This is a genomic window from Chitinophaga skermanii (assembly GCF_003259335.1).
GTDB classification, from domain to species: domain Bacteria; phylum Bacteroidota; class Bacteroidia; order Chitinophagales; family Chitinophagaceae; genus Chitinophaga; species Chitinophaga skermanii.
Genome location: NZ_QLLL01000002.1, coordinates 516,363 through 542,735, shown reverse-complemented (window position 1 = coordinate 542,735; position 26,373 = coordinate 516,363). Strand labels below are relative to the sequence as shown.

24 protein-coding genes and 1 tRNA gene are annotated in these 26,373 nt (G+C 40.5%); 18 read left to right on the top strand and 7 right to left on the bottom strand.

The features are described 5' to 3' along the window. Positions 1 to 250 precede the first annotated feature (250 nt). From LX64_RS06330 to LX64_RS06320, 3 genes are all read left to right on the top strand, one after another. Positions 251 to 610, top strand: coding sequence for an ArsR/SmtB family transcription factor (locus LX64_RS06330; RefSeq protein ID WP_170132808.1), 360 nt, complete (start codon positions 251 to 253; stop codon positions 608 to 610). A gap of 12 nt (positions 611 to 622) precedes the next feature. Then, a complete protein-coding gene (locus LX64_RS06325) occupies positions 623 to 1,105 on the top strand; it encodes an SRPBCC family protein (RefSeq protein ID WP_111596766.1) in 483 nt (160 codons plus the stop codon). 101 nt (positions 1,106 to 1,206) lie between these two features. After that, complete coding sequence (locus LX64_RS06320) at positions 1,207 to 2,028, top strand: helix-turn-helix domain-containing protein (RefSeq protein ID WP_111596765.1); 822 nt, start codon at positions 1,207 to 1,209, stop codon at positions 2,026 to 2,028. A gap of 3 nt (positions 2,029 to 2,031) precedes the next feature. Here the strand turns inward: LX64_RS06320 and LX64_RS06315 are convergent, their stop codons facing one another. Further along, positions 2,032 to 2,478, bottom strand: a complete 447-nt coding sequence (locus tag LX64_RS06315; protein WP_211324746.1) for a YybH family protein — start codon at positions 2,476 to 2,478, stop codon at positions 2,032 to 2,034. Between the two features lie 220 nt (positions 2,479 to 2,698). Between LX64_RS06315 and LX64_RS06310 the strand changes: the two genes are divergently transcribed. The 10 genes from LX64_RS06310 to LX64_RS06265 all read left to right on the top strand — a co-directional run bounded on the left by LX64_RS06310 (position 2,699) and on the right by LX64_RS06265 (position 16,784). Continuing rightward, positions 2,699 to 3,199: a GNAT family N-acetyltransferase gene (locus tag LX64_RS06310; RefSeq protein WP_111596764.1), complete on the top strand. Its 501-nt coding sequence runs from the start codon at positions 2,699 to 2,701 to the stop codon at positions 3,197 to 3,199. A gap of 9 nt (positions 3,200 to 3,208) precedes the next feature. Then, positions 3,209 to 3,646 (top strand): MarR family winged helix-turn-helix transcriptional regulator, encoded by a 438-nt coding sequence (locus tag LX64_RS06305; RefSeq protein WP_111596763.1) that lies wholly within the window; start codon positions 3,209 to 3,211, stop codon positions 3,644 to 3,646. Positions 3,647 to 3,855: 209 nt separating this feature from the next. Then, a complete protein-coding gene (locus LX64_RS06300) occupies positions 3,856 to 4,443 on the top strand; it encodes an RNA polymerase sigma factor (RefSeq protein ID WP_158538547.1) in 588 nt (195 codons plus the stop codon). 53 nt (positions 4,444 to 4,496) lie between these two features. Next, entirely contained in the window at positions 4,497 to 5,732 is a 1,236-nt protein-coding gene (locus LX64_RS06295; protein WP_111597054.1) for a FecR family protein, read from the top strand. A 376-nt stretch (positions 5,733 to 6,108) separates the two neighbouring features. After that, positions 6,109 to 9,456 carry a SusC/RagA family TonB-linked outer membrane protein gene (locus LX64_RS06290; protein ID WP_245952565.1) on the top strand — a complete coding sequence of 1,116 codons (3,348 nt, stop codon included), beginning with the start codon at positions 6,109 to 6,111 and terminating at the stop codon, positions 9,454 to 9,456. Positions 9,457 to 9,468: 12 nt separating this feature from the next. Beyond that, positions 9,469 to 10,971, top strand: a complete 1,503-nt coding sequence (locus LX64_RS06285) for a RagB/SusD family nutrient uptake outer membrane protein (protein ID WP_111596760.1) — start codon at positions 9,469 to 9,471, stop codon at positions 10,969 to 10,971. Positions 10,972 to 10,979: 8 nt separating this feature from the next. Then, positions 10,980 to 11,804 (top strand): DUF4843 domain-containing protein, encoded by an 825-nt coding sequence (locus LX64_RS06280; RefSeq protein WP_111596759.1) that lies wholly within the window; start codon positions 10,980 to 10,982, stop codon positions 11,802 to 11,804. Between the two features lie 19 nt (positions 11,805 to 11,823). Continuing rightward, positions 11,824 to 13,293: a PKD-like family lipoprotein gene (locus LX64_RS06275; protein ID WP_158538546.1), complete on the top strand. Its 1,470-nt coding sequence runs from the start codon at positions 11,824 to 11,826 to the stop codon at positions 13,291 to 13,293. Positions 13,294 to 13,393: 100 nt separating this feature from the next. Beyond that, complete coding sequence (locus LX64_RS06270) at positions 13,394 to 14,260, top strand: peroxiredoxin family protein (protein WP_111596757.1); 867 nt, start codon at positions 13,394 to 13,396, stop codon at positions 14,258 to 14,260. Positions 14,261 to 14,264: 4 nt separating this feature from the next. After that, complete coding sequence (locus tag LX64_RS06265; protein ID WP_111596756.1) at positions 14,265 to 16,784, top strand: zinc-dependent metalloprotease; 2,520 nt, start codon at positions 14,265 to 14,267, stop codon at positions 16,782 to 16,784. A gap of 140 nt (positions 16,785 to 16,924) precedes the next feature. Here the strand turns inward: LX64_RS06265 and LX64_RS06260 are convergent, their stop codons facing one another. Continuing rightward, positions 16,925 to 17,602: an ArsR/SmtB family transcription factor gene (locus tag LX64_RS06260; RefSeq protein WP_111597053.1), complete on the bottom strand. Its 678-nt coding sequence runs from the start codon at positions 17,600 to 17,602 to the stop codon at positions 16,925 to 16,927. Positions 17,603 to 17,660: 58 nt separating this feature from the next. On the opposite strand from LX64_RS06260, the gene LX64_RS06255 reads away from it, so the two are divergent. The 4 genes from LX64_RS06255 to LX64_RS06240 all read left to right on the top strand — a co-directional run bounded on the left by LX64_RS06255 (position 17,661) and on the right by LX64_RS06240 (position 21,897). Continuing rightward, positions 17,661 to 19,079 (top strand): alpha/beta fold hydrolase, encoded by a 1,419-nt coding sequence (locus LX64_RS06255; protein WP_148707212.1) that lies wholly within the window; start codon positions 17,661 to 17,663, stop codon positions 19,077 to 19,079. Positions 19,080 to 19,173: 94 nt separating this feature from the next. After that, positions 19,174 to 20,142, top strand: coding sequence for an erythromycin esterase family protein (locus tag LX64_RS06250; protein ID WP_111596754.1), 969 nt, complete (start codon positions 19,174 to 19,176; stop codon positions 20,140 to 20,142). Between the two features lie 403 nt (positions 20,143 to 20,545). Continuing rightward, positions 20,546 to 21,124, top strand: a complete 579-nt coding sequence (locus LX64_RS06245) for a Crp/Fnr family transcriptional regulator (RefSeq protein WP_111596753.1) — start codon at positions 20,546 to 20,548, stop codon at positions 21,122 to 21,124. 77 nt (positions 21,125 to 21,201) lie between these two features. Beyond that, a complete protein-coding gene (locus LX64_RS06240; RefSeq protein WP_111596752.1) occupies positions 21,202 to 21,897 on the top strand; it encodes a CPBP family intramembrane glutamic endopeptidase in 696 nt (231 codons plus the stop codon). Between the two features lie 136 nt (positions 21,898 to 22,033). Here the strand turns inward: LX64_RS06240 and LX64_RS06235 are convergent. The 5 genes from LX64_RS06235 to LX64_RS06215 all read right to left on the bottom strand — a co-directional run bounded on the left by LX64_RS06235 (position 22,034) and on the right by LX64_RS06215 (position 25,287). Further along, positions 22,034 to 22,106: transfer RNA gene (locus LX64_RS06235), tRNA-Lys, on the bottom strand. Positions 22,107 to 22,400: 294 nt separating this feature from the next. After that, a complete protein-coding gene (locus LX64_RS06230) occupies positions 22,401 to 23,381 on the bottom strand; it encodes a GlxA family transcriptional regulator (protein WP_111596751.1) in 981 nt (326 codons plus the stop codon). Between the two features lie 316 nt (positions 23,382 to 23,697). Continuing rightward, positions 23,698 to 24,081: a DUF3037 domain-containing protein gene (locus LX64_RS06225; protein ID WP_111596750.1), complete on the bottom strand. Its 384-nt coding sequence runs from the start codon at positions 24,079 to 24,081 to the stop codon at positions 23,698 to 23,700. Beyond that, entirely contained in the window at positions 24,059 to 24,859 is an 801-nt protein-coding gene (locus LX64_RS06220) for a HipA family kinase (RefSeq protein WP_111596749.1), read from the bottom strand. Before LX64_RS06220 ends, LX64_RS06225 begins: the two co-directional genes overlap by 23 nt. Positions 24,860 to 24,930: 71 nt before the next feature. Further along, positions 24,931 to 25,287: a DUF488 domain-containing protein gene (locus LX64_RS06215; RefSeq protein ID WP_211324745.1), complete on the bottom strand. Its 357-nt coding sequence runs from the start codon at positions 25,285 to 25,287 to the stop codon at positions 24,931 to 24,933. A gap of 85 nt (positions 25,288 to 25,372) precedes the next feature. On the opposite strand from LX64_RS06215, the gene LX64_RS06210 reads away from it, so the two are divergent. Further along, entirely contained in the window at positions 25,373 to 26,356 is a 984-nt protein-coding gene (locus tag LX64_RS06210) for an NAD(P)H-quinone oxidoreductase (protein ID WP_111596748.1), read from the top strand. Positions 26,357 to 26,373 lie beyond the last annotated feature (17 nt).

Below are 26,373 nucleotides of genomic sequence, written 5' to 3'. Positions count from 1 at the left end.
CGGGAGCAAATAGGCAATTATAATATCTTCCAATGTTCTTCTAATGTTCTTCCAATGGTTGTTCAATGTTCTTCCAATGGTTTGGATATATATCCCATGTTTTTTCCATCGACGTAAAAGGTATATAAGGGGTATTAAATACGTAATACTAAGCTTCCGATTGAAAATCAATGACGAATCATATACCCATAAAATATATTTGCGCAAGTAAATGCTTGCATTTATATTTGCAAGCAAATGATTGCATATTATGGAAGCAAGAAGAGATGTTTTCCAAGCGATAGCCGATCCTACTAGGCGTGCTATCATAGGTTTAATTGCAGCACAACCTGTAAATGTGAATGCCATTGCAGAGCAATTCGATGTAAGTAGGCAGGCGATTTCACTCCACTTAAAGGTGCTCGCAGAATGCGGGCTACTGAATATTACCCAGCAAGGCCGTGAACGAATTTGCGAAGCAAGGCTAGATAAATTGAACGAAGTGCATGAATGGGTGGCACAATACCACAAAATGTGGACGGGCCGCTTAAATGCCCTTAAAAGCCTCGTGGAAGAGGAGGAAAAAGAGGCTACATCATCCCCCAAGAAATCAAAGCATATTCACAAATAAAATCAATAACAAATGGAAAAGCTTATGCAAGTTCAAGAAGTTTTTATTGAAGAAACCTTCCATGCTAGTATCGAACGTGTTTTTAATGCATGGACCGACCCTGGAAAACTTCTACAATGGTATGCTCCCGCTGGTTGTACCATTCGTTTCAAAACACTCAATATCGTCACCGGCGGAAAGTTTCATTCTTGTATCTCTAACCCTGTTCATGGCGATTGTTGGTGCATTGGTGAATATCTCGAAGTGCAGCCCTACATTCGAATTGTTTTTACCCTCATAAACGCCGATGAAAATGGGCAGCCGATTAACCCTACTACAATAGGCATGGATGCCGATTGGCCAGGCGAAACAGTGGTAACAGTTACATTTTCGGAAGTAGAAAAGGGTATCACGCGCTTGCAATTAAAACAATCTGTTTCTCAAGACTTAGCGAAGAAAACTGGTGCTTACCCAAGTTGGTTACAAATGCTGGAAAAGATGCGCGGGGTAGTATAAATCAATACTAAAAACTGGACAATATAATATTGCTTATTGTCCAGTTTTTAATCCATTGAATGATGTACATTTATGATAGCAAAGCGTAAACATTTGTGTACATGCAATTTTTGCCTTCTGCCAGCTTAGCGCCGTATATTAAGAGTTATACATTTGTTACGATCGAACAAGATCTTAACAATGAAGTTTTTTACCCCAGTGGTTGTGTCGATTTGGTGATGAATGTTTCTTCAGGTTCAGCTACCACTATCATCAACGGAAGATCAAAAAATACACCATCAGTAGAGTTACTTGGACATCTAACATTACCAACAAGATTAACAGTAACAAAAGGCACCACGGTACTCATTACAAGGATTTATCCCTTCGCCAGTACTTTATTTGTTACCGACGCTTTAACAGCTTTCACTAATTACGCCACCGATTTATTTGATGTACATAAACAGGCGTACGCCGAACTATTTAGCAAATTGATGGAAGTGCATACCATGCAAGCGAAGGTGCGTGTACTGGAACAGTACTTTTTACAACTGCTACAGAAGAACGAGCATAAGTTGCAAAAAGTGAATTTGGTACAACAGTTATCGCAATGCTTGGTTACCAATGAAGACCAACGGTTAGACGTTCGTAAGCTGGCCCAAGAAACCGGGGTTTCGGAGCGGTACATCCAAAAGCTATACGCCGCCCATGTGGGCATAAACCCAGTGGCATTATTGGCAGTAACACGCTTTAATAAAAGTGTACAAATGGTATTAGAAACAAGCTATTCATTAACTGCTATAGCTTATACGTGTGGGTATTACGATCAAGCGCATTTTATCCGCGAGTTTAAAAAGTTCACCGGTATTACGCCTTCCGGTGCCCGCCGTTCGCTCGTGAAGAACGGGCAGGCATTCCAGGAGGCTGTCAATATTGGGTTTTAACAATTACTTCTTAGGATAATTACTACTGAACATATCGCGGTGCATCTTCCACCCCTCGTTTGTATGCTTCCAAACCACCACTACTTTCCCTTCATCAATTTTTTTACCGTTAAAATCGGTCATTTCGTAGTAACTCTCTTCTGTAACAAACGTTTTTCCATCGCCGTATAAATGTTGAATAGTGAAAGTAGTATGTACTTTGGGACCATCCTTGAAAAATTTTGCCATATTATTTCTTCCACAAACAGGCGCAGCATTGGGAGGGAAAAGGCAAGCATCATTTGTATAACGGAGGAGGATGGAGCCGTCGTTTTTGTTGGCAAAGTCGGCATAAGTGGCATTGCTTTTTTCAATAATTTTTCTGACTTCTTGTAATGAACTTTCGTTGGACTGAGCTTTAGCTATACAGCTCATGCCAATAAGCATAGCTAGCATGGTGATGGATTTCATATCGTATTTTTTTACAAAGAACGGGATTGAAGCGTGCTTGGAATTGTACAAAACCGAACAACCGGGCTAGTTTGGAAATTTGTTCAAAAGGGTATAAAGCTATGGCGAATAGAAAGATGAAAATTTCCTTAATTAGTTGACTAATTCAACTTAATTCTTTTCCTTTGTATAGAATAAAGGTTGATTTTGTCAACAAATAAACTACTTTGAAACTTACTATATGTCAGCGATAACATTACATGATATACAGGTACGGCACACACTAGCGCCCGGCGATTTGGGTTATATCGCTTATTTACATGGTGATATTTATGCCAAAGAATGTAATTACGGGTTGAATTTCGAAATGTACGTATTAGACGGTTTAAAGGAATTTGCCCGGGCGTATGATGTGGAGAAAGACAAGCTTTGGATATGCGAGCATGCAGGGAAGATAATGGGGTGCATGGTGGTGCAACACCGGGGAGAACAGCTACAGTTACGCTATTTCTTGTTTTTACCGGCATACCGGGGTATTGGATTGGGGAAATATCTTGTGCAAGAGTTTGTTCAATTCATGAAGGAACGAAAGATACAGTATGGATTTTTATGGACAACAAGCGAGCAATTGGCGGCGATATCGTTGTATACGCGGTTTGGGTTCCGGTTAACGGAAGAGAAAAATTCGCAGAATTTTGATAAACCCGTTGTGGAACAACGATACGACCTCACCCTACCTTAATTCAATTATATGAAAGAGAAACAGAAAACTATTCAAGATATTAGGGCGTTCAACCGCTACTACACGAGGTTACTTGGTTTGTTGGACGACCATTTATTGGATAGTACCTATTCGTTATCGGAGGTACGCGTGCTATATGAAATTAATGCACAACAACCCGTTAGCGCTTCGGAAGTAATTGCTGCTATGGGTATTGATAAAGGATATTTGAGTAGGGTATTGAAACAGTTCGAGAAGGATAAATTAATTGCTAAGCAAGTATCGGGGGAAGACGCCCGTGTAACGCTTATTTCTCTTACGCCCAAAGGAGCTCTGTTGTTTAATGAATTGAATGCTGCCTCGGAGGAACAAATCACTACTTTAATTAATAAGTTGTCAAAAGAAGAGCGCCAGCAATTAGTAGACCATATGCAGAGCATTAAAAACTTGTTGGGAGGAGATCGGTAATATTATATATGTTGTGCATGTTAGGTAGATGAATAAGTGTCATTTTTACTTTAATATACTTTCTTCGTTTGACCATTAGAAATTGATTTCTAGTGGTCATTTTTTTACCTTCTATAATAGTTAGGGTACCTCACTTCATAGACAACTATTACTTTAATGAATTTATTTTTATGTTTGCATAAAGTACAAATAACAGTAAAAAATCGATTTTGCAGGGTGTTCTACAATACGAGGAGAATGAATTGCTTACTGCCATAGCGGGGAAAGACACTACGGCGTATGCATATTTGTTTGATACATATTACAACACCTTGGTATATTTCTCACACAGTATCATCCAAGATCAACACCAAGCGGAAGACATTGCTACAGAGTCGCTGGTGAAATTATGGCAATCCACTGCCCGTTTCGAATCGATCGGGAAGCTCAGGGGATACTTGTTTACCTTGGCGCGTAATGCCAGCCTAAACTACCAGAAATATTTACGTGTACGGGAAAGGAACTCCCATGAAATCTCGGGCCAAGAAGAAGATGCCGGTATAGGCATAGAGGCTTTGATGGCCGAATCGGACCTAATGCGGCTTGTTTACGAAGAAATAGCGCGTTTACCGGAAACATATCGCCAGGTAGTAGAATTATTATATCTACAGGATATGTCATCGGCCGATGCAGCTGCCCAGCTTGGGATTTCTATGGAAAACCTCCGCCAACGTAAGGGTAGAGCTATAAAAGAGTTAAAAACGGAACTATTGAAGAAAGGATTATCCAACCGGTTTCTCTCAATTTTATTTTTTTAAGAAATTTTTGTCACGCTTCGTAACACTCAGTTGTTATACTTGAAATGACGGGAATGCCAACAGGGGATTTTGCAACTATGAATTTTGATTACGACGATCGTATTGCCGCTTTGTTACATAAAAAGCTGGTAGGGGAAACATTGTTGGCAGAAGAACAACAATTGTTGGAAGATTGGGCATCCCAATCAGCCGACAACGCCGCGTTATTAAATAAAATACAAAATGAAGCATCCGTTCATAAGATGCTACAAACCTGGTATAATATTGAACAAAACCGGGAAGAGAATAAAGGACGTTTTTTTTCACAGTTAGCAGCGCTTTCCAAGGAAAGCCAACAACCCAAATTCAACTTTTTCAAAAGTAGAATTGTTCGTTACGCCGCTGCAGCAGTTGTTTTGATGGGCGTTTCTACGTATGCATTGTTACACAGTGATTTACATCAGCCCGCAACAAGAAAAGTTGTTGCATTAAAGGAAACCACGCCAATTGCTCCCGGCCGCGATGGCGCTATTTTAACGCTGGCCGATGGCTCGCAATTAGTGCTTGATAGCGCTGGTAATGGCGTTGTGGCCAGCCAGAATGGTGCTAATGTTGTATTGCAAAATGGCCAATTAACTTATAACGCCGCTGATCTACAACCCGGCGAAATTGTATATAATAATGTAAGGACTCCTAAAGGGCGTCAATTCAAACTTGTTTTGCCAGATGGCACAAAGGTGTGGCTAAATGCAGCAAGTTCAATTAAATATCCCACTGCTTTCAGTGGAAAAGAGCGTCATGTAGAACTACAAGGAGAAGCATATTTCGAAGTAGCGCAAAATGAGCAATTACCTTTCAAGGTACAAACAGGCGAAGCCACAGAAATACAAGTACTTGGCACTAGTTTCAACATCAACGCATATACCAACGAGCATTCAATCAGAACAACTCTCTTAGAAGGAGCGGTAAGAATAAATGCCTATAGCCATACTGCAACACTTAAACCTGGTCAACAGGCGGCTGTTAAGCCGCAACTGTCACAGATGGTGATATTGAACGCGGTAGATACCGATCAAATCCTGGCCTGGAAAAATGGCCTATTCAATTTTGAAAATGCCAGTCTCGACGAAATTATGCGTCAACTCGAGCGCTGGTACGATATAGAAGTCGTTTATGAGAAAGGAATTCCTGCCGCCCGCTTTGGTGGTTGGATCAACAAGCAAAATACATTACAGGATGTGTTACAAATCCTGGAAAGCTCAAATGTACATTTTCATTTGGAGGGTCGTAAGCTGATCGTAATGCCATAATGCCCGGATAAACGGGGTAAATCAAAATACCAACTAACATTCAATATCACTAACAATAAACTAATCGAAACTGTAACATGATTTAGAATTTCCGAGAAGGGAATGCCGGCAAAAAAAGAGCCGAAAGCGCTTGCAACACTCTCGGCTATGGATGGCTGGGCTGATCCCTTGAACAATTTACTTAGGACAAACTGCTTTTTTATCAACCCTAACCAATACGTAAGTTATGGATTTTACCGCTTATCGCAAGCCGGTCCTTGAGGTTATGCCTATTCAAGACCCCCCGGCCGCGGGCTTATCAACCAAATCACTGTCAGCGTGTGGCGCTAAAAACAAGCACAGCCGCCGCTTTAGCACAGCTACAATTTTTCTTGCTATGAGAATGACATTTGTTCTACTTTTTGTCACGCTTATCCATGTACAGGCAGCCGTTAATGGGCAGTCGGTATCGGTGTCAGGCAATAATTTATCGGTTAAATCGCTACTGCAGATCATTCGTCAACAAACGGGTTATGTAGCTTTTTACAACCAGGAAATCCTGTCTAATGCAAAGTCGGTTTCCGTAAACGGGAAGATGGCCTTACCCGAGCTACTCAGTATTATTTCAAAAGAGCAGCCTTTCAATTTGGAATTGAAGGAAAGTACAAAAACGATCGTGATTACACCTAAACCCAAGCAAGCAAATGCAACGGTGAATGCTGTAGATGACCAAGTGGCCGAGAAAATCAAAGGCCACGTGTCCGACAGCGTTTGTCAATGCCCATTACCGGGTGCTACCATCCGCGTAATCGGGAAGCAAGCAGTGGCTAGCACGGATGCACAAGGTAATTTCCAGATCGATGCCACAGAAGGCGATGTACTATTGGTTTCCTTTATTGGTTTCCGTTCTACACAGTACACGATTCGTAAAGGCAAAACGGCTAACATCGTTTTAGCGCCGGCCGTATCATCCATCAACAACGTAGTAGTAACCGGTATCTTCAACAAATCGAAGGAATCTTATACCGGTGCCGCTAAAACGATTACAGCGAAAGAAATTCAGAACTTCCAAGGTAGAAACATCCTTGTTACAATTGGTAACATCGATCCTTCTTTCTATGTAGTGCCCAATAACAACTTCGGTTCCGATCCTAACCGTTTACCAGATATCCAGATGCGCGGTAATAGAAACTTACCCAACATCGATCAATTGCAGGATAATACGTCTGCTTTGATTAATACCCCGCTCATTATTATGGACGGTTTCCCGATCTCGTTACAACGTATGATGGATCTTAATACGAACGAAATTGCTACGATCACCTTGTTGAAAGATGGTCCTGCTACCGCCATTTACGGTTCAAGAGGTGCAAATGGTGTAATTGTTATTACTACTAAAGAACCTGTTGCCGGTAAATTACGCATGACTTATAGAGGTGGTATGAACTTAAGTACTCCAGATCTTAGTTCTTATCACTTGTTAAATGCACGCGACAAACTCGAATTAGAAAGATTATCAGGATATTATTATAATCGCACGAAAACCCCTGAGGCTAATATTGCTTTACAACAGTATTACAACCAAGTAAAAGCTGTAGTAGAAAGCGGTGTTAATACCGATTGGATGGCTAAACCTTTGCGTAATGGTGTGGATCAGTCGCACGCTATCCGTTTAGAGGGTGGTGATGCTGCTTTCCGTTATGCATTGATTGGTGACGTTCGTAAGCAGAACGGCGTCATGAAAGGCTCCGACAGAACATCTATCAATGGTACAGTGGATCTCTCCTACCGCCTAAAAAAACTGAATTTCCGCAATAGTATGACTGTTGGTAGCGTGAAAGGCAACCAATCGCCATGGGGTTCTTTCGGCGATTATGTAAAATTAAACCCGTACTGGAGTCCTTATGACTCGGCTGGGCATATTGTAAGGTCGTTTACGCCGTACAGCTACGATTACTGGGTACAACAACGCAATTCTGGTGGTAAACCTTATGCCAACCCGATGTATGATGCAACGTTGAATTCATTCGATAGAAGTGCCTATTTGAATATCATCAACAACTTCCAAGTAGATTGGTCACCGATCAAAAACTTTACGGTACGTGGTGGATTTGGTATCAATGCCAATAATACAACGGCCGATGTGTTCAAACCGGCAGAGCACTCAGCATTTGCCGATTACCCGGATGCAGACATCTTAAGAAAAGGTAGCTACGATTTCTCAACAGGGAAAGCATTTAGCTACAACACGAACTTAAACTTACAGTATAGCAACTTGTTCAAAGCAATGCACTATTTGAGTGTTGGTGTTCAGTTAGAAGCTGCGGAGGACAAAGGAACTTCTTACAGTTTTGCGGCTGAAGGTTTCCCTGATGCAAGTATCGACTTCTTAGGCATGGCTTTGCAATACAAAAGAGATGGCCGCCCTGGTGGTCAAGAAGCAACTACTAGAAGGGTGAGTGCCGTTGGTAACGTGAGCTATAGCTATAATGATCGCTACTTTGTAGATGGTTCTTACCGTATAGATGGTGCTTCGAATTTTGGTACTAATAGTCGTTATGCACCATTCTATTCTATCGGTGGTGGTTGGAACTTGCACCACATCGACTTTGTACAGGAAAATCTCAGCTTCATTAATAGGTTGAAATTACGTGGATCTTACGGTGTAACGGGTAACCAAGCATTTGCAGCTTACAAGCCATTGGCAACCTACGGGTACATTACAAATGACCACTATAAAAACTGGTTAGGTGCTACACAGTCGAACCTTGGTAACAAAGATCTTCAGTGGCAGAAAAACCAAAAGTATAATACAGGTATCGAAGCAGAGTTATTCCGTGGTAGAATTAGCATGCAACTCGATCTTTATAAAGAAAGAACATCCAACTTATTGTCATCACTTGATTTACCATTCTCTAATGGTTTCACAACCTACATCGAGAACATTGGACAATTGGAACAGCGAGGTTGGCAAGCAAGTGCTACGGTTATGTTAATTCAAAAACCGGCGCAGCAAATTAGTTGGTCGGTAACAGGTAACATTGCTTATAATACTGATAAAATTGTTCAATTATCACAAGCCATGAAAGCTGCGAATGATAAATTGGCGTTATTGAGTAATGGTAGTACGCCGAATAAAATCATCCGCGAAGGTGCATCTCAGAATACTATATATGCTGTTCGCTCTTTGGGTATCGATCCAAGTACTGGTCGCGAGTTATACTTAACAAGAAATGGCGAGGTGACGTATTCATGGAATGCAGCGGATAGGGTAGCAGTTGGTTTGAACCAGCCTACGTACCGTGGTAACTTCAGCACATTGGCACGTTACAAAGGATTAACAATGAACGCATCATTCGGTTACCGTTTAGGAGGCCAGATTTATAACCAAACCTTGGTAGACCGTGTGGAAAGTGCCGATAAATTCTTCAACGTTGATTCACGCGTATTTACTGACCGTTGGAAGCAACCGGGTGATGTATCATTCTTCAGAGGAATCAATGATCCGTCGGCCATCTTCCAATCATCTAGGTTTGTGCAGAATGAATCTACATTGACTTGCCAGAACATCAACATCACTTATAACTTCACGAATAAAGCATGGCTACAAAAAATGGGTATGCAGGCATTAACGATCTCTGGTAATACAGGTGAATTGTTCTACATATCAACCGTTAAGCAGGAGCGCGGGTTGGATTATCCGTTTACACGACAAATCTCCTTTAACGTGTTTGCCACTTTTTAAACCATAACGAACATGAAGAAGCTAACAATCACTACTATACTTTTAGGCTCACTGGTTTTCAGTAGCTGTAGTAAATTTTTGGATGTAACACCTAAAGCTGAAACAACGAAGGACCAATTATTTAGTTCTGAGAAAGGTTTCCGTGATGCATTAACCGGTGCCTACATTCAATTAAAAAGCGGTAACACCTACGGCGGTAGCCTTATGTGGGGAAATATCGAATATATGGCCCGTAACTGGGATGTGATCAATAACGGTAACCAAGCATTAAACAACTTGGTAAATGCCAACTACGCCGATGCCAGTGTGAAAGGTTGGATGGAAAATACGTATGCTGATGAGTATAAAATGATCGCCAGTGTAAACAGTATTTTGGAGAGAATTGATGGTAAGAAATCGCTGTTTACCGGTGAAAACTACTCATTAATAAAAGGTGAAGCCTTGGCATTACGCGCATTTGCTCACTTCGACATCTTGCGTATGTTTGGCCAAATGCCGGATAATAGTGGAGCTGCTGTTTACTTACCGTATGTAACGGAAGTAACACACGAGATTATTACGCCGATTGGGTTTAGTGACTTTGCAGCGAAGGTATTAGCGGATTTGGATGCTGCAGAAGCAATCATGAAAGGGAAAGATCCGATCCAGTATTATTCATTGGCCGAATTAAACCCTTCTCCCTCTTCAAGTGCACCACCAGTAGTAGCGGATAATTTTTACATGTACCGCCAGATTAGGATGAACTACAATGCCGTATTAGCATTGAAAGCGAGAGTGTATATGTACTTATCCGCGTCTGACCCGGCTAATAAAGTAAATGCAGTTAAATACGCACAAATGGTATTGGATGCTAAAGATCGTACGGGCAAACCTACATATCGTTTAGGCCGCGAATCAGATCGTTCATTAGGAGATCATCTAATGTCGCCTGAGCATATTACAGCTGTACATATTTACAACTTGGAAAGTGTAGCTAATAACACGTTTGGAGAATCGGGTGGTTTAGCACGTAGCGATTTCAATATTCAAGATGGTTACTATTACCTGAATAACCTATTTCCAGTAGCGGAAAGAACATCGGATGTAAGATGGAAAGACTTATGGTCGTATAAATCCAGTGCACCGGGTTATGTAATGTATAAGAAGTTTATTCAACGTACCCTACAGCCCATTTTGCAAGTTCCTTTGTTGCGCTTAAGCGAAATGTATTTGATTCTTACAGAATGTGCTACTACCAAAGAGGAAGCAGAAACATACTACCGCGCTTTTTGTAATGAAAAAGGGATTCCTTTCCCGAATGGTTTTAACAACAGTGGTTGGGAAGCCGATCGTAAGAATAAAATATTACGTGAATACGTACGCGAATTTTACGCAGAAGGTCAAACGTTCTTTACCTATAAACGCTTGAATATAGCAACATTACCGGCAAGCTGGACCGCTTCTTACTATACAGGTAGCGCTGCAAGGTATGTGGTACCTAAACCTGATCGTGAAATCAACTATAACAACAAATAATTACGGCCATGAAAAGACTCATTTGCTATTGCGCATTAGCCCTAATTATTGCATCGGGCTGCAAAAAAGCGCCATACCTTACTTATAGTGATATCGCCAGGATTCAAATGGCTGATACCATCACGAAATCTGCCACATTTGTATTCGAACCTAAAACGGTACTCCGTGATACAGTATATATTGATGTAAATACGATCGGGGGCATTACGCCTTTTGATCGACCTGTTAAGTTTGTGCAGGTGCCAGAATTCTCTGTTACCTACACCCGCGATCCTCTTACGAATAAAATCATCGACAGTGTTGTAACTGAATTGCCTTTTAAAGCAATACCCGGTACGCACTATGTTGGATTTGATGATAAAGCAGTAGAGAATATAATGGTGGTAAAAGCCAATGAAGCCACTGCAAAAATCCCGGTTATCTTGTTGAGAGATACAAGCTTGGCAAATAATTCTTACCGACTACATATTCAACTAGTAGCAAACGATCATTTTGGATTAGGAGAAAAGATTGCAAAAGAGAAAACAATTGTATTCTCTGATCGATTGGAAAGATTCGACTCTTGGAGAACCGATAACTATTTATCACCTGCATTCAGCACCTTCGGTAAATATAGTGTAGGGAAGCATCAATTTATGATTGATGTATTGAGACAAAACATTGACGATGCTTGGTATAAGGCCGCAAATAGTGAAGGGGCGCTCAGGCAATATGTGATTGTGTTAAAGCAGGCATTGACTGATTTTAATAACAATGCAGATAACATTGCCAGTGGTAAAGCTCCCATACGGGAAACATCTTCACCCACAAGCCCTATCATTTCATTCCCTTAACCATTCAACCAACAAATCAATGAAACAGATTAATGTTCTCATCATAGGGCTGATGGCCGCATTGGTTTTCAGCTGTAAAAAAGACGACAGTACCGGTGCTTCAAACCCAATACCAACATTAACGGTGAGCGGTATTAGTGATACTATCAAATTGTTCACTTACCGTGATACGTTGAAAATAAACCCCACGGTTTCAAACGAAAACGACTATGACTATTACTGGACAAACGTTACGGCTAACTTTGTACCCAACCTTGGTGATCAAATCAAGATTGATACGGTAGCAAGAACAAAGAATATTGCATGGCCTGTAGTGTTAGATCCAGGTCAGTATTTTCTTGTGTTCAATGTGCGTCATAAACCAACTGGCGTAGTCACCTTGAAGAAAGTAGTTTTCAATGTTTCTACCTTGAACAACGATGGTTGGTACCTCGTGAAAGATAATGCCGGTAAAACCGATATTGATTTTATTCATAAAGCTGGTAGAATTGATAATTGGATCGCGCATTACAATAACGGGAAGAGCTTAGAAGGTAACGCCGTAAAAACCATTTTCGCTAGTGGCTTACGCAAAACTTTAACCTCCTCTGATTTATATGGTGGCTTAGTGGTGTTGACAGATAAAACAGCAGGTATTTACCGCGTAAGTAACGGTTTCCAAACTTACAAATTCGACAGTATGTTCTTTGCAAAACCAGCAAAGGCCGATTTGAAGAATGTGTTTCAACCGATGGCGTCTACGAATTTAATGATCATCAACGGCAACAAGGCTTATTGTATGCTAAAAGGTTCATTGTTCACCGAGTTACCGCAAACATATAATGTTTCTCCTATCGCAGAAGTAGGTGCCATGGATTTAGGGTGGGACTTAAATAGCAAGTCTGTGTTCTGCTTCAATGGTATGAACTTCGCCACCTTAGCGAATAATGGTCGTGACTTGAAAAACATGAAAGCAGATCTTAAATGGATGGCTGGCTACCCGGGTTTACGCAGTATAGCAAACATGTTGTGGAAGTTGGAAGATAACAGGGGCATGCTCTATAAATTAAATGTAAACTACCCAAGCTTAATTGGTTCTGATACCATGATGATCTTGAAACGTGATACATTGGCTCCAACGCACGGCTTAATGCAAGCTAGTATGATTGCAGGTAACTATGATAATGACTATATCTACTATGCAAACGGTTCGGATATTTATATGACGGATATTGCTACAACTTCAGAGCGTTTACAGTTTACTTTGCCTGCCGGTGAAGTCGTTACTAGAATGCAGCATGTGAAATATCCGGTGCCTGCATCAGGTGTAACCAATACTGTTGACTATCTGGCTATTGCTACCTATAAAAATGGTAGATACAAGGTATGGTTACATAAAATTACTACAATTGGTACCCTTCAACCTCTTTCTACGCCAACTTTTGAAGGTGAAGGGCGAATAAATACTGTTATCTACATGGAACAAGGTAACGGTAGCCGCGTCTTCTAAACAAAAAATCATTCTCTTATAAGAATTCTCTATCTCGTACCGGTGTTCCCATACACACCGGTACAGGGGAATTCATGTCTTAAACGGAAAATAAATCACCATGAAAAACGCATTCTTAATTTCCATTGCCTGTTGCTTCGGTGGTAGTGTGATGGCACAAAAAACAGTGACAGATACTGTTAAGTTGTCGGCAGAAAAAAAGGAATTGGCGGCCTATTTAGCTGCTGCTGATCAAAAACTAGCCACTTGTCAACAGAATTATTACGACGCACAAAAGGCCAAGGCAAAATACGATACCATCGGGCTAGGTGAATGGCGTTACGAAATGAAGTTGTTGAAGAATAAACGTAAAGCACAAGAGATCACTTTCATCAAAAAACATCCGGGATACATGGTTAGCATCGATGCATTGAAAGATGTAATCGGTCATTTACCAGAAGATATCGTGGCATATAATCATCTCTTCCAAGGGTTAAAGAAGAATGTTCGACAAAGTGAGGAAGGAGTCAACCTAAAGAAAACCATTGATCAATTCATGACTGTGCGCATTGGTGCTATGGCTCCATTATTTGAAGCTGCTGATACAAGTGGGCAAATGGTGAAGTTGAGCGATTACCGTGGTAAATATGTTTTGATTGATTTTTGGGCAAGTTGGTGTGGGCCTTGCAGGGAAGAAAACCCCATTGTTGTGAAAGCCTACCAGGAATTCAAAGATAAAAATTTCGATATTCTCTCTGTTTCATTAGATCAAGCCGGCAAAAAAGCCGAATGGATCGCCGCTATTCACAAAGATCAGTTGGATTGGCAGCATGTGTCTGACTTGAAATATTGGAATAGCGAGTTTGCGAAACTCTACATGGTTAAATCCATTCCACAAAACTTCCTACTCGATCCGAAGGGTAAAATTATCGCCAAAGATCTACGCGGCGAAGCATTAGCAACAAAACTAGAAGAACTACTTAAATAAAACTATGCTTAAACGTAACATTGCACTCGCGTCGTTGCTTGCTATCAGCACGGGCGCATTAGCGCAAAAGAACAAACCTGCAGCTTCACCGGTTCCTGCCGATTCAACTGCAAAAAAAACGGACTCTCTTCCTGCCGGCATTAAGCCGTACGACCAAGTTATTACAGCTAAAGCAAAATCTTATGCAGGCATGTTTACTGTGCATGCAGTAGGTGGTCGTTACTTTTTCGAGATCCCGGATTCGATGTTAACACGCGCTATTCTTGTCGTAAATCGAATTGGGCAAGCCGCTACGAATACAAGACCCAACATGACGGGGTACGCAGGCGATCAAATCGCTGAAAACGTTGTTCATTTCGATAAGGGTCAAGACGATAAAATCTTGATGAAAGTTATGCGTTTCCAAGAACGCTCATCGGATACTACCGAAAACGGGATGTTCCGTGCCGTAATTAAATCGAACTTAGAACCCATTGCAGCCGTTTTTCCAGTAAAAGCATACAACAAAGCCGCCAATGCTACCGTGATCGATGTAACGGATATGCTCAATAATGAAAACGAGATATTCCACTTCGGTCCTATGGTTAAAGCAGCGTTGAAATTAGGTGCTGTACAAGCCGATAAATCATTTATAACAAGCGTGAAGGCTTTCCCGATGAATATCGAGATTCGCACATTACGCAGTTATATGTCAACAGGTGCTCAGCCTGGTGCCACCATTCCAGATTCTTATGAATTAAACAGCTCGATGGTTTTATTACCAAAAGAACCTATGCAAGCACGTTACGCAGATGCGCGCGTAGGTTTCTTTTCGAGAGGGTATGTTGATTTTGATGCTGATCCACAAGGTGTAAAAGCGCGCTATTTAATTACGCGTTGGCGCTTAGAGCCGAAGGCGGAGGATGTTGAAAAATACAAACGTGGCGAATTAGTAGAACCTAAACAACCGATTGTTTATTACATCGATCCGGCTACTCCTAAGAAATGGGTACCGTATTTGATTGCCGGTGTAAACGATTGGCAGAAAGCTTTTGAGCAAGCAGGTTTCAAAAATGCAATTAAGGCATTGCCGGCTCCTGAAAATGATTCCACCTGGAGTATTGATGATGCTCGCCATAGCGTAATTGTTTATAAGCCTTCTGCTGTAGCGAATGCTAGTGGTCCGCACGTTCACGATCCTCGTAGTGGTGAAATTATTGAGTCGCATATCAACTGGTATCACAATATTATGCAGCTTGTGCGTAACTGGTATATGATTCAAGCAGGACCATTAGATGCAAGAGCACGCAAAATGGAGTTTGATGACGAGTTAATGGGTCAATTAATCCGTTTCGTTTCGAGTCATGAAGTTGGTCATACACTTGGTTTAGCACATAACTTTGGTTCAAGTTCTACAGTGCCGGTTGAAAAGCTGCGTGATAAAGCTTGGGTAGAAGCACATGGTCACACGCCTTCAATCATGGACTATGCACGTTTTAACTGGGTAGCACAGCCAGAAGATAATATCAGTGAGAAAGGTATTTTCCCACGTATTGGTGATTACGATAGATGGGCGATCGAATTCGGTTACCGTTGGTATCCACAATTCAAATCTCCCAACGAAGAAATTGCTTTCATGAATAAACTAGTAATTGATAGCCTTGCTGCTAACAAACGTTTGTTCTTCGGTGGTGAATTCTCTTTCTCCGATCCTCGCAGCCAAAGTGAAGATTTAGGCGATAACAATGTTATTGCAGCTAAATACGGCCTTAAAAACTTGCAACGCGTATTGCCTCAATTGAAAAATTGGACGCGTGTACCAAATGAAGGCTACGAGAACTTAAAGAATATGTATGAAACGTTATTGCGTCAATACATGCTATTAAGTGCGCAAGTATTGAAGAGCGTAGGTGGTTCTTATACAACCTTGAAAAGTGTAGAACAACCCGGCGTGCAAATAACTGCTGTTGAATACGCTAAACAAAAGGAAGCGATGAAATTCTTGCAAGAGTACGTGTTCACTACGCAGAAATGGCTGATTAACGATACTCTAACAAATTTAACAGGACTTGATGGTGCTTTGTATATCAGTATTGCACAAGGAAATGTTATCAAACGTTTATTAGCATCAGGTACGATTGTTAGTCTTACCCGCGAAGCAGAAATGAATAAAGGATCGAAGACATACACTGCTAGTGAAATGTTGGAAGATTTAAAAAGTACAGTTTGGTCAGAACTTTATTCCAATAAGCCGGTAGACTTATACCGTCGTAATCTTCAAAAGATGTATCTCGAACAAGCTAAAAAAGCATTTAAGCAAGTAAGTGAGATTACAGGAGGCAATTACGGTAATGGCACCATTCTTTATGTAAACCCCGATCCAACGGGTAATGATGCATCTACATTAGTACGTGCACAATTGGTGTCGTTACGTGGAGATATTCGCCGTGCGATTCCGGTTCAATCAGGAATTTCGAAATATCACTTACAAGATATGGAGGTCCGGATTACCAATATCTTAGAAGGTAATGATAAAGAAAAATAGGTAATAAATAGCTCATTTAGCCAATCATAAGCGAAAATAGAATGACCGGTTGCAAGTTTTTACTTGCAACCTTTTTATTTAAAATGCCTTTAAAATAGTATGCATGATAAAAAAAGTATAAAAATATAGTGGAGATATTTTTATACTTCTATTTGAAAATTGTTATATAGCTCGCTACTGCCTTTTGCAGTGATATAAATAGCCCGGGAATCTTTTTTTCTTCGCATCCAATCTAATTCCAATAGTTGTGCTAGCATTGCTGCACCTAGTGATCCTGCAAGATGATATTTTCGTTCACTCCAATCTAAACACGGCACCGCAAAGAGCCGGCGTTTATCCTTCAAGGTAGCCACGTCAATTCCCAGTTCGCTAAAGAATTTAATCCCCTTTTGGGTTACTTGGTATGCTTTATCATCAAGTTCAATTACTCGTTTTGTAACTAGGTTTTCAGTCAGTAATACACCAACTTTTCCTGCTAAATGATCATAACAACTTCTGCAATACTTAATATCAGTATCTATTGTAGTAACTGGTTTTTTATTCTTTTTTTGAGGAATCAAATTCGCTAAAGCTTCAATAGCATACGCTACTTCTTGCCGCGAAAATCTATAATAGCGATGTCGCCCTTGCCGTTCAACCGTTAGTAAATCGGCGGCTAAAAGTTTGCTGAGATGCATGCTTATATTCTGTGGTGAAGTATCGGCGCAAATGGCAAGTTCCATCGCCGTATACGCCCTTCCATCAAGAAGCGTCCATAAAATTATACTGCGAACGGGGTCGCCAATTAAAGAAGTGAGATGGCGGAACTGATTTTCCATGATGAAACAATCATTGTTAAGTATGGATTGAAGTATTAAAGTTATTGAAAAGCGAGCTTTGGAGCAAAAAATAGACGACATGAAATTTTTAGTATTGCACATCATCTTGGTTGCCTCTATTATACAACGAGCAAATGGGCAAGTAAATGATGTGTTGCTTAAATCACCCAAAATGCAAACAATAGAAATATTAAAGACAGGAAGTCATGTACAGGGTTTACAACTGGCCATTGCTCATCAATCTCCTAACATTCCTTCAAACGATTATCCCGTGTTATTTATTCATGGCAGTTCATTCCCCTCTCTGCTATCTTTTGGGTTTAGAATGAACAACGTTTCTTGGATGGATCATTTAACATCAAATGGCTATGATGTGTATGCGCTGGATTTTCTGGGTTATGGGTATGCTGATCGTTATCCAACTATGAGTGATACTGCTTCACAAGAAGAGCCGGTTGGGCGTGCAAAGGATGTTTATAAGGATATTGATAAAGCTGTTGAATTTATTAGTAAGAAAACCGGCTATGATAAAGTTTACCTCGTTGGGCATTCGTGGGGAGGGTCTGTAGCAGCGCTATATGCTACAAAGTATCCTGGCAAAGTAGCCAAACTGGTCTTGTTTGCTGCTATAACAGCAAAGGAAACAGCATCGGCATATGAACAGGTAAAAACAGCATTTCATTCTATAACACCTCAGCAAAGAATTAGTGCCATGGATAAATTAACCCCTGTTGGTAAAGAAAGGCAACTTGAACCTGCTATCTTCGAAAGTTGGGGAGATGTATGGAAGGCATCCGATCCATACGCGGTAAAGCATAATACAAACGAAATTCAATTTCCAGCAGGCCCTATTCAAGATATAATTGATTTACAACATCATCAATCATATTACAATCCTAAGAACATTCAACCTCCAACATTAGTCATACGTGGTGAATGGGATCAATATCCCAACAATCAAGATGCTGAAAAGCTTTTTTCGACTTTGGAAAATGTAGATGACAAAAAATATATAGTAATCAGCAAAGGAACGCATGTGTTACACTTAGAGAAGAACCGTTTTCAATTATATGAAGAGGTGTTACATTTTCTTCAACATGGACGAAAGAAAATGACAACAAATAAGCATGCGATAGCTGTTATTTTTGAAGTAATTCCCAACGACGATAGCTGTAAAATCGAATACCTGCAAATAGCTGCGAGTCTTAAACCGGAACTGGAGAAAATACCTGGTTTTATTTCTATCGAGCGGTTTCAAAGTCTCGTTCATCCAGGGAAGATATTATCGCTTTCTTTTTGGAGTGATGAAAGCGCTATTCAACAATGGCGCAACTTGGAGATACATAGGGCTGCTCAATCGAAAGGCCGGGCATATATTTTCAAAGATTATCATTTGCGGATTGCTTCCGTAATTCGCGATTATGGTATGTTTGATAGGGTAGAGGCTCCTCGTGATAGTAAGGATGTGCATCATTAATATAAATTGGCCAAGATATCTTGTGGAAATTGCATATGCCTGCATCTAATGGTTAGATATTATATTATTCATTACACTATATCAACCAAAATTTATGCAGAAAATAAGCTGCTTGGCCATTTTTATTGTTTTTTTAACAAGTATTTCAACAGCATATTCACAAGATGCAAATGTTAAATGGATCAACGAACACGCATATGCTTTGGCTGCTGATACGGCTTCTACTTCAAACGATCTTCAATTTCTCTCCACCGAACTAAAGAACAATGTTGTTTTTGGATTGGGAGAAGCGTCGCATGGAACAAAAGAGTTCTATAACCAGAAACGTCGCATTATAGAATACTTAGTTGTTAACCTAGAATATAGGCAAATTGGATTTGAATGCATACAAAGTTATATTGAACCTATTAATGAATACATTACTAATGGACGCGGAAACCTAAAATTATTGATGAAGGATATGGTTTTATACAACACAGAAGAGATATATAACCTGTTCCAATTATTGAAACAATATAATGAAGGACAACCAACAACAAAAAAAGTGCGTGTATTTGGATTCGATCGTGAAGAATATGCAGGCGACCCATTTAATAGGGATAAGTACATGGCCGATAATGTGATTGCGGAGTATGCGGCTCATAAGGGCAAAACAATTGTATGGGCGCATAATATACATCTCGCAAAGGATACTACCATGGCACAATTTAAGGGGTTGGGCTATCATTTAAAGGAAAATTTCGGTCAGAATTTATACGTATTAGGATTTGATACCTACAAAGGTTCAGTAACTGTAATTACTCCAGGGGGATTAACTAGCCATTCGTTTGAAGCAGAACAAGGTAGTTTTTCTGCCATGTTTGCAAAAGCAACATATGCTAATTATTACTTGTCTTTTAATACAAGACCAATCCCCTTCGCGAACGCTAAAAATAACATTATGAATATATATGCGAATTGGACATTGGTAAGATCCTTGCCTGTAAAATTGGGAATAGATTTTGACGCAATTTTGTTTATTAAAAATACAACAGCGTCTAAAATTATATTGTCAAATAATTAATATAATAGATGTTTTAAAGAGAAAGGATTGCCTATTGGGGAAGCCTTTCTCTTTAAATATTTAATGAAGGTTGTAAGTGGTGTTTATATATTGTTTAAAGAATAGAATAGATAAAATTATGGGCATCTAGGGCATCATATAAAAATCAAAGAAGATACAATAAAATATGTTAATGAACTGAATGCTTTAGGAAGTTATGAATAATACCATTGGAGAGGTTTATTCAAATTGTTAAGTAGGTTTACAGGGAAAAAATCATCAAATTATTGCCGGCCGACAATACGCAGACCTCAAAATCATGTAAATTTAGCCTTTTCAAGTATTGAAAGGGTAAGCTATGATCACTGGAACCCATCTAGGTTAAACATACTTCCTTTCAGCTACCAAAGGCTAAATCGTAGATATGCAACCTACACCAAGTAAGATCAAAGAGATATTCGATCCATTTTATAAAGCAGAAATAAATATCTGGACCGCATTTACAGAATGCATAGAAGTACGCACATATGCGAAGAATGACATTATCAAAGACTACCATAAAACCGAGAAGTATGTCAACATCCTTATGGAAGGCGCTGTAGGCCATTTTGTAAAAACCGGCGACAAGGATGTTTGTATTAACCTTTATTACGAGCACCAATTCTTTAGCGATTATATGTCATTTCTAACCCAAAGTCCAACAATCATTAAAACAGTAGCACTAGAAGATGTTACATTATGGTCGATCAGTTATGATGATTTAACGGGTTTATACGCCCGCTCCACCACTGGGTTATACATCGGGAAAGCCATTTCAGATGCCATGTTTATTCGTAAGCAGATGGAACAAATCAGCTTATTAACGCTTTCGCCTACCGAAAGATACCTTAAACTTATTAAAGACCGACCCGAGATCTTTCAACGAACATGCCTAAAGATCGTTTCGTCTTATTTGGGCGTAACGGCCGAAAGCTTAAGTAGAATTCGGAAAAAACTTGCATAAGATTTGATTTCTTACCCTTCGTCAATTTTTTGAGGAAATCGCTTACCTACCTTTGTCATGTCATCCAAATCGAAAAAATGAAGAAGAAAGTAAATTTTTTAGCTATCCTTACCTTTTACGTAATTGCCATCGCATGCAGATACCTAGCCACTAAAACTAACTTGTTAGAGGCTGTGTCGAACGATTTTTTAAAAGTAGTACTTCGTGGCATAGGCCCTGCGGTAGGTGCATTGGTTGTTTTTAAGGTTTTTAATATAAAACCTGTACTTTCTTTAAAAGGAAACTACAAAAAGTTACTATTCCCTGTATTATTATATTGGGTATTCCCCATCGCTTTAATTTGTGGCGCAGCATATTTCACGAATGGAACCATTCCTGTGGTGGGAGTTTTTGCTGTTTTAGTGTATGGTTTAATGGAAGAAATTGGCTGGCGTGGATTCTTGCAACAAGAACTTAAGTCGTTGCCTCCTTTTCTTGGTATCCTGGTTATTGCTACACTTTGGTTCCTATGGCATCTTAATTTTTCACTTACTACTTCGAATTTTGTATTCTTCGGTATTTTAATACTTGGAACTTGGGGGATTGGGAAAGTGGCTGATACTACGCAGTCGTTACTAGCAGTAGCAGCTGTTCATTCGCTGAATAATTTCTTTTCGGAGTTGAATAATACGAAGATTATCATCCTGGTAGTATTATTAGCCGTTTGGATTGTGTCTTTAGTAATTAGAAAGAGAATGTCGAAAGCGAAAACAGGAGAGGTGGCCTTATCGTAATTTTTCAAAATACTTTATTAGTAGCAAAGCCGGTTGATAACAGCCGGCTTTGTTTTTCTATCATATGAAAGTAACTTAATAATATTTGTACTAAAACAACAAAGCCTACGCATCGCGTAGGCTTTGTTGTTTTCTGTGATCCCGCTGGGACTCGAACCCAGGGCCCATACATTAAAAGTGTATTGCTCTACCAACTGAGCTACGGAATCATCTTTTTTTGTTCCCTCCGTCTGTATCGTTGGGAGTGCAAATGTAGGAAATATTTCATTCCTGCCAAATCTTATTTAAAAAATATTTTCCTCCCAAACCCCAAGCCAGCACAGTTCTACAATTATAGGCCAATAAATATAAATGGTAAAAATCCTATGAAATGCAATACAGTTAAGTATTGTAGCTAATTTGTGATACAGGAAAATGCAAGCAGGAATCAATAGAATCACAAAATAAAAAATAGATAAAATCTATAAGAATTAATAAGTTATGAAAGTGCACGGTCGCTAAAATCAATTCATCATCACTTCGCGGTTGTATTTATTTCTATAACTCAACGGCGATAATCCAGTCAATTTTTTAAATACAGAACGGAACGATTTCACATCCGTATAGCCTACTTTATCCATAATCTCATTAATATTATATGTACTCGTTTCAAACGCACGTTTCGCCGCTTCGATCTTCACACGTTGAATATATTCTGTTACGGTATTGCTCGTCGCTTTTTTAAAGCGGCGTTCTAAACTACGCCTTCCTAAAGTACATACACTTGCTAATTGCTCTACAGTAATCCGCTCCTCATAATTCTCTTCGATGTAATTTTGTGCGCGTAATATATTTTCATCAGCATGGTTCTTCTGACCATTGAACATAATAAAGGGTGACTGGCTCACACGATCTATATCAATCATAAATATTTTCGCCACATGTACAGCTACATCTCGCCCAGCATATTGCTCTATCAAATAGGCTAATAGGTTAAGAGATGAATAGGCGCCGCCACTGGTATACAAGCGATCTTGCGCCGTCATAATTTTATCGTCTACCAATTTCACCTGGGGAAACATTGTTCTAAAATGATGCGCCTCTTGCCAATGTGTGGCAGCTTGCTTGCCGTTTAAAAGTCCTGTATCTGCCAAGAAAAATGCCCCGATACAAAAGCTCGCCACCTCTGCACCTTGTGCATATTGTTGCAATATCCAGGGTTTAAAGGCCGCATTCGCTTGTAAGGCGCCCGGTAAGTCGTGCATAGCTGGGATAATGATTAAGTCGGTACGCGGAACATCCTGTATTAATACATCGGGTTGTATGGTATACCGACCCCCACGTTGCGACGATTGATGTTCAATGCCCACTAGTTGCACATGAAATACCGGTTCTTCCCCTTTCGCCCGGAGAATATCATTTGTGGCTTCAAGAATTTGTTGGGTGCCCTCGATATTTGTTACACTCGAATGGCCTACAGGAACAAGAATGGATATGTGTTTCATACCCTAAAATTATACATAGATACTGTCGCAAACTCCGCTCTAAAATGACGGATTCGCCCCAAGTTGGTATGTGTTTTTTCCTTTTATTTATTGTGAAAATGAATGTAAGTAGTTGATAATGATATAGATTGGTTTTATTGGGTTGAATATACCGGGTAAACTACCTTCGTCGCAATTGCCCCCAATAAATTTGGTAAAACCTTTTAAGCATAGTTATCATAGAAGATCGATCACCTGTAACATGCTATTAGAATAGCAAAAAAAACGCCTGCCACACGAAAGTATAACAGGCGTTTAGGCTATAATATGTTTTCCATTACAATACCAACTGCTCGTGCAATCGTTCCAAAATAGCTGCTGGATCTTTGGCTAAGCCTGTATGTGTTTTGGAGCTTTGAATAATCGTACTTCTTGTAGCTGTTAACCAGCGAAACCTACTGGCCTGGTCGAGTTGCCCAATAGGCCCACTACCTTTATTCCCAGCAGTAATCGTTTCTATCGCATGTAAATAGGTCTTCACTTCTTCCACATCTGCTACAGGACAAAATGCTTGTAAGCGTTGCTCGTTCAACGTAATTTTTACGCCTAAATATCGTTTCGATTTGCAGTATACGATCACACCAACGTTTAAAAATTCTTCGCGCTCCACTCTTGGTACAACGCGAATTACGGCGTACTCAAATAAGTGATTGTCTTGCATGTTGTGCTTCGTTTAAAAAGATGGCTGAATTCGCAATGCGCGTTAATAAAAATTGGATGTATACTTCACGGCGTTCCTCCGCCGTTTCATTTTCTACGTTGAAGGTTAACCATTCACTTGGTACAAGCCCAACTATAGCCCGGATGCGTTCTTCTGTTAATATTGGTTTGAACAATGCATCTACCGCTGCCAGTTCGCTTGCTTGTGGTAATAACACATGGTCTTTTACTTGCACAAATGGGCGTTTCGACTGCTCTTCCCAATTTGTCCAGTTATGATGGAAGTATAAACACGCCCCATGGTCAATCAACCATAGTTCTTTATTCCACATCAACATATTAGTATTGCGTGCCGTACGATCTACGTTCGTTAATAAGCAATCTAACCAAACCACTTTCGAGGCCAACAATGGTTCTATCGTAGTAACTGTTGGATCGTACGTGATGGCTCTTGAAAGATAATGCACAGCAAGGTTTAAGCCTACGCTGGCTTTTAATAAGTCTTGTATTTCCTCATCAGGTTCTGTTCTTCCTAAACTCGCATCCAAATTCGCAAATACGATCTCTGGGATCTTTAACCCCAATGCCCGTGCAATTTCGCCACCTATAAGTTCCGCTATCAAAGCCTTGATGCCTTGCCCTGCACCACGAAATTTCACGACATACATGAAATCATCGTCCGCCTCCACGATGGCTGGCATAGAGCCGCCTTCGCGCAAGGGCGTTACGTAGCGCATCACGTTCACCGTGCGAATACAGGGTGATAATTCTTGTGTCATGTTCTAGTTTTATGTTGGTATGAAACATTCGTACCATACCGATTGGCGGGAAAATTAGGCCAATTTTTAGATTAATGTAGTTTTTTTTGAAGGAAAGAGCGAAGCACTACTGCATTATTATGCACCTCGTCATGCGCAGCGTAGAGTAGGGTAATGGTGGTATGCTTTTGCAAGCTGGCTAATAATTCATCCACCGCAGGGTTCACTTTCAATTCCGCCACATACCGCTTCTCAAATTCTTCCCACTTCGTTACTTCATGATGAAACCACGTACGTAACGCATTCGAAGGTGCTACTTCTTTCTCCCAAGCAGCTGCCTGTAATTCCTCTTTAGAAACCCCGCGCGGCCATAACCTATCAACTAATACACGGTACCCATCCAGCTTGCTCGCCGGCTCATATGCCCGCTTAATATGAATCGTATGCATGGCCAACTTTTATTTATATTACAAAACGCGATCTAATTTGTTGATGGATTGTTACATACTAAGAACTAGCATAAAATTTATTGATATGAAAGCTGTTGTTATAACAAAGTTCGGCGCTCCTAATGTCTTAGAGTTAGTCGATCATCCCGATCCAACGCTAGCCGACGATGAAGTCCTCATCGCCGTAAAAGCCGCCGGTGTAAATCGACCGGATATAGCCCAACGCAAAGGGAACTATCCACCACCACCCGGCGCTCCACAAGATATCCCAGGGCTCGAAGTGGCCGGTATAGTGGTCGCTACCGGTAAAGAGGTGGTAGGCTTCGATACGGGCGACCGTGTATGCGCGCTGATTGTGGGAGGTGGTTATGCGCAATATGCCACCGCCAAAGCTACTCATTGCCTGCCCATTCCAAAGAATCTCGATTTTATAGAAGCCGCCAGCTTACCCGAAACCGTTTTCACTGTATGGAGCAATGTCTTTGAACGTGGTCGCTTAACCGCCGGGGAAAATTTCCTCGTACATGGCGGCACAAGCGGAATCGGTATAACTGCCATCCAATTAGCCAAAGCGCTGGGTGCTAAAGTATATACCACCGCCGGGTCCGATGAAAAATGCCAAGCCTGCCTCGACCTCGGTGCCGAACAAGCAATTAATTACAAGTCACAAGCATTCGAAGATGTACTTGTAGATGTAGGTATTGATGTAGTCTTAGATATGATCGGCGGCGAATACTTTCGTAAAAACATCCACATCATGAACCACGATGGTCGCCTTGTATACATCAATGCCATGGGCGGTGCCGATGTACACCTCGATATACGGGAAGTGATGCAAAAGCGTATCTACATCACGGGTAGCACCCTCCGCAACCGCGATAAAAAGTTCAAGGCAAACCTTACCCAAGCCGTCAAAGAAAACGTTTGGCCACTCATAGAATCCGGTAAGTTCAAACCTATGGTGTTTGCCGAATTTGCCCTGGAAGATGCTGCGAAAGCACACGAATTACTCGAAACTAGTAAGCATATTGGCAAAATTGTGCTCACCAATGCATACACCGATCTATAATAAAAAAGCCTCTCTTT